Annotated in this window: 11 protein-coding genes; 5 read left to right on the top strand and 6 right to left on the bottom strand. The window is 70.9% G+C overall.

Annotated elements, in window-relative coordinates:
- Positions 1-8 precede the first annotated feature (8 nt).
- On the top strand, positions 9-1,166 hold the full coding sequence (locus tag ACLF5H_RS21500) for an acyl-CoA dehydrogenase family protein (RefSeq protein WP_037660888.1): 1,158 nt from the start codon (positions 9-11) through the stop codon (positions 1,164-1,166).
- 153 nt (positions 1,167-1,319) lie between these two features.
- Entirely contained in the window at positions 1,320-1,685 is a 366-nt protein-coding gene (locus ACLF5H_RS21495) for a four-helix bundle copper-binding protein (RefSeq protein ID WP_421677644.1), read from the top strand.
- 93 nt (positions 1,686-1,778) lie between these two features.
- Here the strand turns inward: ACLF5H_RS21495 and ACLF5H_RS21490 are convergent, their stop codons facing one another.
- The gene (locus ACLF5H_RS21490; protein ID WP_421677643.1) at positions 1,779-3,032 is read right to left on the bottom strand and encodes an LCP family protein; all 1,254 of its coding nucleotides are present in this window, start codon (positions 3,030-3,032) and stop codon (positions 1,779-1,781) included.
- Positions 3,033-3,151: 119 nt separating this feature from the next.
- On the opposite strand from ACLF5H_RS21490, the gene ACLF5H_RS21485 reads away from it, so the two are divergent.
- Positions 3,152-3,709, top strand: coding sequence for an acyl-CoA thioesterase (locus ACLF5H_RS21485; RefSeq protein WP_232988352.1), 558 nt, complete (start codon positions 3,152-3,154; stop codon positions 3,707-3,709).
- A 44-nt stretch (positions 3,710-3,753) separates the two neighbouring features.
- On the opposite strand, the gene ACLF5H_RS21480 is transcribed toward ACLF5H_RS21485, so the two are convergent.
- Positions 3,754-5,136 (bottom strand): LCP family protein, encoded by a 1,383-nt coding sequence (locus ACLF5H_RS21480; protein ID WP_421677699.1) that lies wholly within the window; start codon positions 5,134-5,136, stop codon positions 3,754-3,756.
- Positions 5,137-5,385: 249 nt separating this feature from the next.
- Here ACLF5H_RS21480 and ACLF5H_RS21475 point away from each other — a divergent pair, with 249 nt between their 5' ends.
- Positions 5,386-6,411: a glycosyltransferase family 2 protein gene (locus ACLF5H_RS21475; RefSeq protein WP_421677642.1), complete on the top strand. Its 1,026-nt coding sequence runs from the start codon at positions 5,386-5,388 to the stop codon at positions 6,409-6,411.
- An 87-nt stretch (positions 6,412-6,498) separates the two neighbouring features.
- Here ACLF5H_RS21475 and ACLF5H_RS21470 read toward each other — a convergent pair whose 3' ends face one another.
- From ACLF5H_RS21470 to ACLF5H_RS21455, 4 genes are all read right to left on the bottom strand, one after another.
- Positions 6,499-8,115, bottom strand: coding sequence for an LCP family protein (locus ACLF5H_RS21470; protein ID WP_421677698.1), 1,617 nt, complete (start codon positions 8,113-8,115; stop codon positions 6,499-6,501).
- Positions 8,116-8,250: 135 nt separating this feature from the next.
- On the bottom strand, positions 8,251-10,095 hold the full coding sequence (locus ACLF5H_RS21465) for an LCP family protein (RefSeq protein ID WP_421677641.1): 1,845 nt from the start codon (positions 10,093-10,095) through the stop codon (positions 8,251-8,253).
- A gap of 232 nt (positions 10,096-10,327) precedes the next feature.
- Positions 10,328-11,506 carry an LCP family protein gene (locus tag ACLF5H_RS21460; RefSeq protein ID WP_421677640.1) on the bottom strand — a complete coding sequence of 393 codons (1,179 nt, stop codon included), beginning with the start codon at positions 11,504-11,506 and terminating at the stop codon, positions 10,328-10,330.
- A gap of 96 nt (positions 11,507-11,602) precedes the next feature.
- Positions 11,603-12,349 (bottom strand): TIGR03089 family protein, encoded by a 747-nt coding sequence (locus tag ACLF5H_RS21455; RefSeq protein WP_421677639.1) that lies wholly within the window; start codon positions 12,347-12,349, stop codon positions 11,603-11,605.
- 183 nt (positions 12,350-12,532) lie between these two features.
- On the opposite strand from ACLF5H_RS21455, the gene ACLF5H_RS21450 reads away from it, so the two are divergent.
- Positions 12,533-13,615: a sugar phosphate nucleotidyltransferase gene (locus ACLF5H_RS21450; RefSeq protein WP_398038558.1), complete on the top strand. Its 1,083-nt coding sequence runs from the start codon at positions 12,533-12,535 to the stop codon at positions 13,613-13,615.
- Positions 13,616-13,629: the final 14 nt, after the last annotated feature.

Genomic DNA, 13,629 nt, shown 5'->3' with positions numbered 1-13,629 from the left:
GAGAGACCTTGGCCGGATCGGCTGACTTCGACCTGTACCGCCCGTCCGAGGAGCACGACATGCTCCGCGACGCCGTCCGCTCCCTGGTCGAGGCGAAGATCGCGCCGTACGCCGCCGCGGTGGACGAGGAGGCCCGCTTCCCGCAGGAGGCCCTCGACGCCCTGGTGGCCAACGACATGCACGCCGTGCACGTCCCGGAGGAGTACGGCGGCGCCGGCGCCGACGCGCTCGCCACGGTCATCGTGATCGAGGAGGTGGCCCGCGCCTGCGTGTCCTCCTCCCTGATCCCCGCGGTGAACAAGCTGGGCTCGCTCCCGGTGATCCTCTCCGGCTCCGAGGAGCTGAAGAAGAAGTACCTGGGCCCGCTGGCCAAGGGCGACGCGATGTTCTCGTACTGCCTCTCCGAGCCGGACGCCGGTTCGGACGCGGCCGGTATGAAGACCAAGGCGGTCCGCGACGGCGACCACTGGATCCTCAACGGCGTCAAGCGCTGGATCACCAACGCGGGCGTCTCCGAGTACTACACGGTGATGGCCGTCACCGACCCGGCCAAGCGCTCCAAGGGCATCTCCGCCTTCGTGGTCGAGAAGTCGGACGAGGGCGTCTCCTTCGGCGCCCCCGAGAAGAAGCTCGGCATCAAGGGCTCCCCGACCCGCGAGGTCTACTTCGACAACGTCCGCATCCCCGCCGACCGCATGATCGGCGAGGAGGGCACGGGCTTCATGACCGCCATGAAGACCCTGGACCACACCCGCATCACCATCGCCGCCCAGGCGCTCGGTGTCGCGCAGGGCGCCCTCGACTACGCCAAGGGCTACGTCCAGGAGCGCAAGCAGTTCGGCAAGGCGATCGCCGACTTCCAGGGCATCCAGTTCATGCTCGCGGACATGTCGATGAAGATCTCCGCCGCCCGCGCCCTCACCTACCAGGCCGCCGCCGCCTCCGAGCGCGGCGACGCCGACCTGACCTATCTGGGCGCCGCCGCCAAGTGCTTCGCCTCGGACGTCGCCATGGAGGTCACCACCGACGCCGTCCAGCTCCTCGGCGGCTACGGCTACACCCGCGACTACCCGGTCGAGCGCATGATGCGCGACGCCAAGATCACCCAGATCTACGAGGGCACCAACCAGGTCCAGCGCATCGTCATGGCGCGCAACCTGCCGTAGCCCGTCGGCGGTACCGGAAGGCGTCCCGCGGGGCGCCTTCCGTGCGTTCCGGGGGCCTTACGACCGGTCGGTCACATGCGGGGGCGGGCCGGGCGACGTAGGACGGAAGCACACGGGACCCGATCCCGGGTCCTCTTGCTCCGAGGAGGAGCCATGGCCCAGCCCGGAACGACGATGCCCGCCATGACCAAGCAGATGCAGGACTGCATCGAGGCCTGCATGAACTGCCACAGCGTCTGCGAGGAGACCATGAGCTCCTGCATGCAGCAGGGCGGGCAGGCGCAGATGCAGATCATGCGCGCGCTCATGGACTGCTCCGAGACGACCCGGATGTGCGCCGACATGATGATGCGCCGCTCGCCCATGTCGGGCGAGATGTGCGCGATGTGCGCCAAGGCGTGCGACATGGCCGCCGAGGCGTGTATGTCCATGCCGGACGACCAGCAGTTGATGCGCTGCGCGGACGCGTGTCGCAGGTGTGCCGAGATGTGCCGCGCGATGGCCGGCGCCCGGATGTGACCTGACACCGAAGGGCGGCCGGCCTTGCCGCACATGGCGTCGCCCGCCCGTGCGGCGGCCCGGCCGCCCCTGTCGCCTCGTCCCGGCCCTGTGCTAGTTGCCGGTGACCGTGACCTTCTGGTCGTTGTTCAGCTCGTTCACCAGCGTCTTGACCTTCGCCTTGTCCCAGACGAGGTTGCCGCCGGTGGAGCCGGAGATGGGCATGTTCATGGAGGTGCCGTCACCGCCGTTGACGCCCTTCATGGCCCAGAACATCGAGGCCAGGCTCCACAGGGACATGTCCTTGTCCACGATCAGCGAGTCCAGGCCCGCGCCCATGGTCGGGTAGAACTTGAACGGGTTGAGCACGGTCGAGGGCGTCGCCACCTCGTGGGCCAGGGCGGCCAGGAACTTCTGCTGGTTCTTGGTCCGCTGGAGGTCGGACGCGGCGAAGGCGTGCCGGGTGCGCACGAACGCGAGCGCCTGCTGGCCGTTCAGGGTCTGCTCGCCGGCCTGGAAGTCGGCGCCGGACCACTTGTCCTTGAAGCCCTTGTCGATGTTGATCTGGACCCCGCCGACCGCGTCCACGATGTTCGCGAAGCCCTGGAAGCCGATCTCCACGTAGTGGTCGATGTGCAGCCCGGTGTTGTACTCGATCGTGCGCACCAGCAGCGTCGGCCCGTCCTCGGCGTAGGCCGCGTTCAGCTTCTCCTGGCGGCCCGTGGCGGGATAGACCTTCCCGGACGTCGAGCCCTTGTACGACGGGATCTCCACGTTCGAGTCACGCGGCAGCGAGACGAGCGTGTCGCCGTTGTCGCCGACGTGCAGGATCATCATGGAGTCCGTGCGCTTGCCCTCGGCGGCGCCGGTGTGCAGCTTCTTCTCGTCCGCCTTGGTCATGCCCTCGCGGCTGTCCGAACCGACGATCAGATAGTTGGTGCCGGACCCCGACTGCGGCCGGTCGATCACCTGGGAGAGATCGACCTCGCGGCGCAGCTTGGAGTCGGCCCAGAAGTAGGTCGCCACCGAGGTGACGATCAACACGGTCACCAGCGTGATCGCGGTCCACTTGATCCGCCGCCGCCAGTTCGGCGCGGGTCTCTGTCCGGCCCCCGGCGTGCCCCCGGGGCCGTGGCCGCCGGGGTTCCCGTAGACCTGTCCGGTGTTGTAGCCGCTGTCGTACTCGTCGTCATAGCCGCCGTTCGCGTACGACGGCTGCTGCGGAACGCCGGCCCCGTACTGCGGTGCCGCAGGTCCGCGCCGCACCTGGCGCATCGCGCGGGCGCCTTCGGGCTGCGCGCCGCCACTGCCGCGTCCGTAGCGGGGGCCGCGATTGTCGTCGGACCATGCCTCGGGCCAGTCATTCATGCGGACCAGTGTGCAGGGCACCGCCGTACGGCTTACAAGGGCTGTCGGAAAATAAGGGCGGCGCTGTTGCGAAGCTGACACAAATTCCGCGAATGCGGCTTCGGCATAAGGTAGAGGGCATGACAGACCAGGCCACGGAGCCGGAAGCAGTGGAACCGGACATCCCGGGCAAACCCACGTCCGCCTCGCGCACCACGCTCAGCCACATCATGACCCACAACGACACCAACCTGCTGGGTACGGTGCACGGCGGGGTGATCATGAAGCTGGTGGACGACGCGGCGGGCGCCGTGGCCGGCCGGCACTCCGGCGGCCCCGCCGTCACCGCGTCCATGGACGAGATGGCCTTCCTCGAACCGGTCCGCGTCGGTGACCTGGTCCATGTGAAGGCGCAGGTCAACTGGACCGGCCGGACCTCCATGGAGGTCGGCGTACGGGTCCTCGCCGAGCGCTGGAACGAGTCCGACCCGCCCACCCAGGTCGGCTCGGCCTATCTGGTCTTCGCGGCCGTGGACGCCGACGGCAAGCCCCGCCAGGTCCCCCCGGTGATACCGGAGACCGACCGCGACCGCCGCCGCTACCAGGAGGCGCAGATCCGCCGCACCCACCGGCTGGCCCGCCGCCGCGCCATCCGCGAGCTGCGCGAGCAGCGGGTGGCGGAGGGCTTCCACGACTAGGCGGGCCGATAGACGGGCCGAGAGGTGTCCCGGGCGGCGTCCGCTCAGGCGTCCCCGGAGCACACCACCTCGTTGCCGCGCACCACACTCGCGGCGCCCCGGTCCTGATGCCCCGGGTCCTCGAAGCGCACGGCCCGTACGCCCTTGAAGCCGGCGCCCGCGGTCACCTTCAGCACCGGCCCCTGGCCCGGCGCCGCGCGCAGCTCGCTGCCCGGCAGGGCCGCGGCCAGGGCGCGCGCGGAGCGGTCCCAGCGGGGGTCGTACGTGATGACGGTGGTCGGCAGCTGGGCGGGCGCGGTCACCGGCTCATGGGTGGTGGCGAAGCCGGTCGCCGCCAGCTCGGTGTCGATCCGCTTGGCGAGCCCGGTGGTGCCGGTGCCGTTCGCCACCTGCACCCGGATGCCCCGGGGGTCCGTCTCGACGGGCGTCGCGGCGGGCGCGGAGTGCGGGCGGGCCGCGGTGAGCGGCCTGTCGTCGCGCAGCGCCTGGAACAGCTGGGCGGAGCGGGCCGGGTCCCACTTCAGGGTCGAGCCGATGTCCTTGACCGGGTAGTCCATCTGCCCGATGGGGACGGTCGTGAACTCGGAGGACGAGGGCGAGAAGTTCCGCATCGCCCGCCCGAGGTCCAGCAGCTCATCGGTGCCGAAGCCGATGTCGGCGCGCACCGAGCCGAGCACCGCCCGGGTCACATCGCGAAAGCGCATCGGGTTCAGCAGCACGCCCGAGGACGTCGCCCGCTCGATCAGCGAGGCCAGGAAACGCTGCTGCCGCTTCATCCGGCCCAGGTCGCTGGCGCCGTCCAGGTGCCGCGAGCGCACGTACTGGAGGGCCTGCCCGCCCAGCAGGGTGTGGGTGCCGGGGGCGAGGTCGAGCCCGCTGTAGCTGTCCTTCAGCGGCGTCGCCGTACAGATCCGCACCCCGCCGAGGACGTCCACGGTCCTCATGAAGCTGGTGAAGTCGACCTCCAGATAGTGGTCGATCTTCACCCGGGTCATGTTCTCGACCGTGCGCACGGTCAGCTGGGGGCCGCCCTCGGCGTAGGCCGCGTTCAGCTTGAGCGGATGCGCGCCGAACTGCCGGCCGGTGGTCTGGTCCCGGTGCGCGGGGACCTCGGCGAAGGAGTCCCGCGGCAGGCTCACCACCGTGGCCCGCTCCCGGTCCTCCGAGATGTGCACGATCATCATCGTGTCGGTGCAGTGACAGGGCTGGCCGCCCAGGTGGAAGGCGCGCCGCTGGCGCTCGGTGATCTTGTCCCGGCCGTCGGTGCCGACCAGCAGGATGTTCATCCCGTGGCCCGCCCGCGGCCGGTTCTTCATGTCCTTGAAGGCGTCGACCCGGGAGATCCCGGCGTCCAGGCTGGTGACCACCGCGTGGCCGATGCCCGCGGAGGCGAGCACCACCACCGACAGCGTGGTCATCGCCCGCATGGCCCAGCGCGGCCGCCGTCGTCGGCGCACGGGCCGCACCGGCCGCTCGGACGGGGGCGGCAGCCGGTGGGGCGGCTGCGGGCGGCGCTGGGGTCGCGCCGGGGACCGGGGCGGGCTGGCCAAGGGACACCTCCGGACGAGGCCGTACGTGGGATCCGTGAGCACAGTAGGCCGATACGATCTCCATCCCGCGTCAGAGCCCCGGCGGCGCGCACCGGTGTCCCCCGTTCGCGGTAACGTGAGGCCCCTATGAACGCCAAGCCCGACGTGCGGTTCCCCGCTGTATCCGTGATCATGCCCGTCCTCAACGAGGAACGGCATCTGCGCGGGGCCGTCCAAGCGATCCTCGCGCAGGAGTACGGCGGCGACATGGAGGTCGTGATCGCCCTCGGTCCGTCCACGGACCGCACGGACGAGATCGCCGCCGAGCTCGTGGCCGAAGACCCCCGCGTCCACACCGTGCCGAACCCGACCGGCCGCACCCCCGCCGCGCTGAACGCGGCGATCAAGGCCTCCCGGCACCCGATCGTGGTCCGTGTCGACGGCCACGGCATCCTCTCGCCCCACTACATCGAGACCGCCGTACGGCTGCTCGCGGAGACCGGCGCGCAGAACGTGGGCGGCCTCATGCACGCCGAGGGCGAGAACGACTGGGAGCACGCGGTCGCCGCCGCGATGACCTCCAAGATCGGTGTCGGCAACGCGGCCTTCCACACCGGCGGCGACGCGGCCCCCGCCGAGACGGTCTACCTCGGTGTCTTCCGCCGCGAGGCGCTGGAGCGGCAGGGCGGCTACAACGAGGAGTTCATTCGCGCCCAGGACTGGGAGCTGAACTTCCGCATCCGCGAGGCGGGCGGCCTGATCTGGTTCTCACCGGAGCTGAAGGTGTCGTACCGCCCCCGGCCCTCGGTGCGCGCCCTGGCCAAGCAGTACAAGGACTACGGCCGCTGGCGCCATGTCGTCGCCCGCTACCACTCCGGCTCCATCAACCTGCGCTACCTCGCCCCGCCGACCGCGGTGTGCGCGATCGCCGCGGGAATCGTGGTCGGCGTGGCCCTGACCCCCTGGGGCCTGGTGATCCCCGGCGGCTACCTCGCCGCGATCGCCGCCGGCTCCCTGCCCGCGGGCAAGGGCCTGCCCCTCAAGGCCCGCCTCCAGATCCCCGTGGCCCTCGCCACCATGCACATGTCCTGGGGCTGGGGCTTCCTGACCAGCCCGAAGTCCCTGGCGAAGCGGGTCATCGCCTCGCGCCGCCCGGCGGTGCGGAGCGCCTGACGGACCGGGACGTCCGCACCGAACGAGGCGGGGCCCCTCCGGGAAGGAGGGGCCCCGCCCCGTTCGCCACCGGTATCGGTACGGCGTTCACCACTGGTACGGCTTGTACACATCCATGCAGCCGCCCTTGTCCGCGCCGTTGATGGCGTCGGCGTTGGACGGGACGTCACCGGCCTTCGGCTTGGACTGCTTCGGGAAGGTCGTACCGGTGCGCCAGTCCGCGCCGAGCAGCAGGGTGACGCCGGAGACCGAGGTGGTCTGCTTCACCGCGGTCGGCGGCAGGCCCAGCGCCTTGGCCACGCCCTGGGCGTCGCCCTGGAGATCGGCGCTCGGGTACTCGACGACCGTCTTGTCCTGCGGCGGCGGGGGCGCGGTGTCGGCCGCCGCCCTGCCGTAGCCCTCGCTCACGAGCGCCTCGGCGATGGTGCGGGCCCGGCCGGGGACCGCCGCCTGGGAGGAGGAGCCGGTGCCGTTCTGGACGAGGACGCCGAGCCGGCCCGGATCGGTGGAGGGCGACTTCGCCGGCTGGGGCTTGTCCGCCCGCTTGGCGTCCGAGGCCCCGCCGTTCTTGTCGAGCGGGATGTCGTCCCGGAGCATCTCCCAGAGCTTGCTCGCGTCGGCCGTGTTCGGGACGACGTGGTTGTCGGGGTCCAGCGGGTCCGGGAGGTTGGGCATCGTCACGCTCGTGATGCGGTCCGACGGCACGGACTTCATCTCCATGCCGAGGTCGTAGAGCTTCTTGACCGTGCCGATCTCCTCGGAGACCTTGAGGGAGTTGACGGCCGAGTCGGCCAGGTCCATCAGGCGCCCGGTGTCGGTGAACACGTTCTGCGACTTGAGCGTGCGGAGCATGGAGTTGAGGTACATGTGCTGGGCGCGGGCCCGCAACGGGTCGCTGCCCCAGGCGTGCCGGGTGCGCAGCCACTGGAGCGCCTGCACGCCCTTGATCTTGTGCGTCCCGGCCGTCAGCTTCAGCCCGGAGCCGCCCCGCTGGGCCGCGGTCGGGCGGTCCCAGACGTTCTGCTTCACACAGACGTCGACGCCGCCGACGGCGTCCGCCATCTTCACCACGCCCGCGAAGTCGATCGTCATCCAGTGGTCGATGTAGACCCCGGTGAGGTTCTCCCAGGTGGCCAGCGTGCAGCCGGCGCCGCCTCGGCCGAGGGTGGTGTTGATGATGTCGTTGGTCGCCGGATAGACCCTGCCGGTGTCCGGATCCGTGCACTTGGGGATGTCGACGCGCGTGTCGCGGGGAATGCTCACCATCGCGGCGCTCTTGCGGTCGGCGGATATGTGGATGAGCATCTGCACGTCCCCGAGCGGGGGATCGCCGACGCTGCTCTTGCTGCCGCCGAGCTTCAGGTTCTCCGCCGAGTTACGGCTGTCCGAGCCGACCAGCAGGATGTTCAGCGGGGTCTGTCCGGCCGCGTTCGGGGCGGTCTTCTGCGCCTTGGCGTCACCGCTGCTGCGCTCGCCCTTGCGGATGCTGGCGTTCAGGTGCTGGTAGTAGAGGTAACCGGCGCCCGCCGTGCCGAGTATGACCACCGTGAGGACCGTCGCCGACCAGCGCAGCACGCGCCGCCGACGCCGCCGACCGGTCGTGGAACCTCCGGAACCACCCGAGCCCGAGCCCCCCTTGCGCCGCCCGCCGCCGTGCCGTCCGGCCCCGGCCTCCGGGTCCGCCGTCCGCGGGTTGAGCGCCATCGTGTCGTCCACGCCGGCAGCGTCACCCCGTACTTCGCTCTGCGCCACTCTCCCTGCCCTCCCCGCCCTTATGCGCCATGCGACGGGCCCGTCCCGCGTCGAGTAGTTAGACGCACGACGGGCCCGCAGGGTTACCTATGAGGCGCACTTAACCTCGTTGGCCGTTGACTTGTCGACCTTCGGTGCCGTGTCCGGGGCGGCGATCGGGGTGCCCGCGCCCTTGAAGTCCTTGCCCAGGGTCAGCGTCATCGCGGGCAGTCCCTGGGAGTTGACGACGCTCGAACCCGGCTTGAGCGCCGAGCCGGGCAGCCCCATCAGGGCGGCCAGCTCCCGGGCCTGCGCGGCCTGGTCGGGCGCGTACTCCAGGGTGGTCTTCTGCAGCCCGGCCGCCGCGTTGCCCGCGTTCTCCGACTTCAGGACGCCCTCGGTGTTCTGGAGCCAGTCGAGGACCGCCTGCGCGCTGCCCGGTGCCGCCTCGCTGTTGAGGATGCGCACGCGTACGTCGCCGGGCGCGGACTTGGTGCCCTTGAGCCGGGCGGCCTGCGCGTCCTTGGCGGCCTTCTGCTTGCGCTTGACGTCGGTGAAGGAGACGTCGTTCTGTATCGCCTGGAAGACCGAGGGCGCCGCCGACTGGTTGAGGACGACCGTCGCGTGGACCTTCTCGGCGGGGTTGTCCACCACCGGCACCGTGGTGAAGGTGATGTTCTTCGGCGGCACCTTCTTGAGCTCCAGCGCCATGTCCTTCAGCGTGTTGATGCTCTTTATGCCGGTGTCGACGGTCAGCGCCTTGGTGGCCGCCTCCGCGAGGTCCATCAGCTTCGAGGGATCGCTCAGGGTGTCGCCGGAGGACATCTTGCGCATCAGCGAACCCAGGAACTGCTGCTGCACCTTGATCCGGTCCAGGTCGCCCTGGTTGCCGAAGCTGTGCCGGGTGCGCACGAACGCGAGGGCCTGCTCGCCCTCGACCTTGGACTTGCCGGCGGGCAGCTTCAGGTGCGACTCCTTGTCGTCCACCGGATGCGCGACGCACACGTCCACGCCGTCGACCGCTGTCGTCAGCGTCTTCACCGCGTTGAAGTCGGCCATCATGAAGTGGTCGACGTGTATGCCGGTGACCTCTTCGACGGTGCGCATGGTGCAGCCCGGGTCGCGGCCGTCCTGGCCGAGGCTGGTGTTGAAGCGCACGTTGTCGGTGCCCTGGACGACCTTGGTCGAGCCGTCCGGCTGCTTGGTCGGGCAGTCCGGCACATTCACGATCAGGTCGCGCGGGATGCTCAGCGCGGTCGCGTTGGTCCGGTCCTTGGAGACGTGCAGCAGGATGTTGGTGTCCGCGTGCCCGACGCTGCCGGAGTCGCCGTAGCCCTCGTTGCCCTTGCCGGTGCGCTTGTCGGTGCCGATGATCAGCAGGTTGAAGGCCTCGTCCTTGCTGAAGCCCTTGGAGCCCGCGTCCCCGACATCGGTCGAACTGATGTTGCCCTCAAGGTGCTTGAGGTACAGATACCCGGCGGCGCCGACCGCGACCAGCGCGAAGGCCGTGCCCCCGGCGGTCCACGCCAGCACCTTCTTCGCCTTCGGCTTCTTCTTCACCGGCCGCCGGCCGCGCCGTCCCGGCGCGCCCTCGGGCTCGGTGCCACGACGCCGGGAGGTCCTCGGCGGCGGCACATCCCCGGCCCGCGCCTTGTCCCCGGCGCGGGAGCCGTCCCGGGCACGGCCACCCTCCTGGGTGCGCGTCCCGCCCTCCTCGGGCCCGCCGTCCTGCGCGGGCACCTTGCTCATCTCACGGGTCTCACCGGGCGCCATGTCGTTGCGCCGGCGGCGCCGGGCACCGCCGCCGTCCTGGGCGGACGGCTTGCGCGGACCGGGAACCGATTGCGTTCCGGAAGGAGGCAGTCGCAGTTCGTATTCGCCGGTGTTCGGATTGAGCACCCACTGGTCTGCGGGATCGATGTTGTCCGCCCGCCCACGGCCTTGCGCGTCCACGGTTGTCCGAATCCTCCGTCGGGGCCACGCGGCGCCTTCCCCCTCAAAGGCGCTCGGGTCTCGGTGAAACAGTGCACGACCCCAGGTCGGACCTCGTGGCCACGTGCACCGGATCGCTCACACTATCCGCCCAGTTCAGCGTCTAGGGACGCCGGTGACAAATCCGTCGTCCCTACAACTGGGCAATCCGCCTCATTTTCTGAACGGAAGTCGGCGGCTCTCGGCGAACGCCTTACGCGCAGCCGTGTTCGGCGGCCGTGTTCCCGGTGTAGGTGGGTGCGGGAGAAGGGCCGCCGTTTGTGCCCTTTTGCGGCACCGGCGGCTTCTCGGGTGCCTGTCCTTCCACCACCACCGGCTGGTCCGCGCGCAACCGCTTGAAGAGCTTCTCGGCCTCGGGCTCCACGAGTTGGTCGCGGTTGGCGTCGTAGACGTACTGCTCTCTCGGCACCGTCAGGAATTGCATATGCCGGGTGGGAATGTCGCGCAGCGTTCGCACCAATCGGTACAGATCACCCAGATTCGCCAGTCCGGGATCGGTGGTGAGGGAGGAGGTCGCCGCGTCCAGTACGGCGTACAGCCGCAAGGGGTTCAGCAGTACGTCATTGCCGCGCACCCTGGTGACCAGCGCGCCGAGGAATCGCTGCTGGCGCCGCATCCGCTCGGTGTCGCTGCCGTCGCCCAGCGACTCGCGGGCCCGTACGTAGCCGAGCGCCTGCTCCCCGTCGAGCGTGACCTCGCCCGCCGGCAGTCTCAGCTTCGCCGCCTTGTCGTCGATGGGCTCCTTCAGACAGACCCGCACCCCGTCGACGGCGTCCACCATGTCCTTGAACCCACTGAAGTCCACGACCATGTGGTGGTCGACGCGGATGCCCGTCAGCTTCTCGACGGTACGGACCGTGCACGCCGAACCGCCCAGCTCGAAGGCGTGGTTGAACATCGCGAACACCGGCCGGCCCCGGGTGCCGTCGCCCTGGAGGCAGCCGGGGATGTCCACCATCAGGTCCCGGGGCACGGACACGGCGGTGGCGCCGCGCCGGTCCGCGGCCAGATGCAGCAGGATCGTCGTGTCCGACCGCTGGCTGCCCAGGTCCCGCCCGTAGCGGGCGTTGCCGCTCCCGGACCGGCTGTCGGACCCGATCAGCAGGATGTTCCGGGCCCCGGGCGCCAGGACGGCGGGCCGCTCGCGCGCGTACCGGCCGAGCTCGGCGGCCGCCGCGTCATCGGGCCGGATATTGGCACTGAGCCGGGCGTACGCCGTCCACCCCGCCCCGACGGCCGCCGCCACCAGGACCACCGCCCCGAGCCCCGCACCCTTGCCCCACCGCCGCCGGCGCCTGCGGGCGAGCCCGGCCCCGGTCGCGGACGAACCGTCGGCGGGGTGAGGGGAGTCGGTCACGGTGTCAGGCCCCATGGTCGTAGGAGGTTGTCCTTACGACCATGGGGCGCGGGGCCGAGGGGAGGCGCCCTGGACTACTCCAAGAGGGGGGTCTGCCGGATCAGGCGGGGCTCACCGCCGTACCGCCGTCACCTTCTCGCTCTCGATCCGCTTCGCCAGCGCCCCCTCGTCCAGGCGCTCCAGATTCCGGCAGAGCACCACCGAGCCCCCACTGGCCAGCGGCGCGAACAACCCCGCGCTGAGCCCCTCCCAGGTGTCGTACGGCAACCCGGACAGCAGCCGCGAACCAGGCCCCGTGAGATCCAGCCCGGCCGAGTCGGCGAGGGCCTTCTGGACGACCTCGGCCCCGCTGAACTCCGCGCCGGCCACGATCAGCGCCGACTCCCCGCCGTACCGCGACGTGAACCTGTCGCCCTGGCCCGGCACCTCCACGGCGTAGTCGAGGAACCCCTGCGGCGGCTGCGGGAACCGTCCGCCGAGCGGCCGCAGGGCCAGCGCGACCCGCTCGCCCCGGCACGCCCGCGCCGCCTCCAGCGCGTCCGGCCCACTGACCACCACGTCGGCCGCCGCCGGAGCCCCGGCCACGTCCGCGACCGCGCCCACCGAGGCGCAGGCCAGCAGCCACACCGCCGTCTGCCAGTGCGCGGGCAGCAGCAGCGCGACCCGGTCGCCGGGTTCCACGGAGAGGTCGCCCTCAAGGAGGTTCGCGGTCTTGGCCACCCAGTTGGCGAAGGTGGCGACCGAGAGTTCGACGCGTTCGCCCGTGGCATCGTCGTAGAAGGTCACCAGCGGGCGGCCGGGATCTGCGGCGAGGGCGGAAGTCAGCAGGTCGGCGGGGGTGCGATCGGTGGCGTTCACCCGGCACAGGGTACGCGCGCGACGGCGCGCGGCGGGGGCGCGTCTCTCACTGATCTCACACCCGTCTCACGGCAAACCGCGTGGCCGTCACGGCCTCCGTCGCTACGGTCTGCATACACTGACCGGCCGATACGAGTAGAACGAGCCAGTTCGGCCGGTCCCGGCAGGAAGCAGAGACGACAGGTGACAGAAGCGATCCTCCTGGTCGGCGGCAAAGGCACCCGGCTGCGCCCGCTCACCGTGCACACGCCCAAGCCCATGGTCAGGGCCGCGGGCGTGCCGTTCCTCACCCACCAGCTGGCGCGGGCGAGAGCGGCGGGCGTCGAGCACATCGTCCTTGCCACCAGCTATCTGGCCGAGGTCTTCGAGCCGTACTTCGGCGACGGCTCGGCGCTCGGCCTCCACCTCGAGTACGTCACCGAGGAGGAGCCGCTCGGCACGGGCGGCGCGATCCGCAATGTCGCCTCGCGGCTGCGCTCCGGACCCGACGAGCCGGTGCTGATCTTCAACGGCGACATCCTGACCGGCCTGGACATCCGGGCCCTCGTCGACACCCACGAGTCGACGGGCGCGGACGTCTCGCTGCATCTGACGAAGGTGTCCGACCCGCGGGCCTACGGCCTGGTGCCGACCGACGGGACGGGCCGGGTGCTGGCGTTCCTGGAGAAGCCGCAGACGCCCGAGGAGATCGTCACCGACCAGATCAACGCGGGGGCGTACGTCTTCCGGCGCTCGGTCATCGACGCGATCCCGGCGGGCCGGCCGGTGTCGGTGGAGCGCGAGACGTTCCCCCAGCTGCTCGCGGCCGGGGCGCACCTTCAGGGCATGGTCGACTCCACGTACTGGCTGGACCTCGGCACCCCGGCGGCGTTCGTGCGCGGCTCGGCCGATCTGGTGCTCGGGCGCGCGCCGTCGCCCGCGGTGCCGGGGCGCTGCGGTGACCGGCTGGTGCTGCCGACGGCCCAGGTGGCGCCGGACGCGAAGCTGACCGGGGGCACGGTGGTGGGCGAGGGCGCGTTCGTCGCGGAAGGCGCACGGGTCTTCGGCTCGACGATCCTGCCGGGCGCGGTCATCGAGCCCGGCGCGGTCATCACCGACTCCCTCATCGGCACCCGCGCCCGCGTCGGCACCCGCTCCGTCCTCACCGGCACGGTCATCGGCGACGGCGCGGTCATCGGGCCCGACAACGAGCTGCGCGAGGGGGCGCGGGTGTGGTGCGACGCGCGCATTCCGGCGGGGGCGGTGCGGTTCTCTTCCGACCAGTAGGGGCGCGGTGCGGA

This window comes from Streptomyces sp. LaBMicrA B280 (genome assembly GCF_049222185.1).
GTDB lineage: Bacteria > Actinomycetota > Actinomycetes > Streptomycetales > Streptomycetaceae > Streptomyces > Streptomyces murinus.
This window is presented reverse-complemented; position numbering and strand designations above follow the sequence as displayed.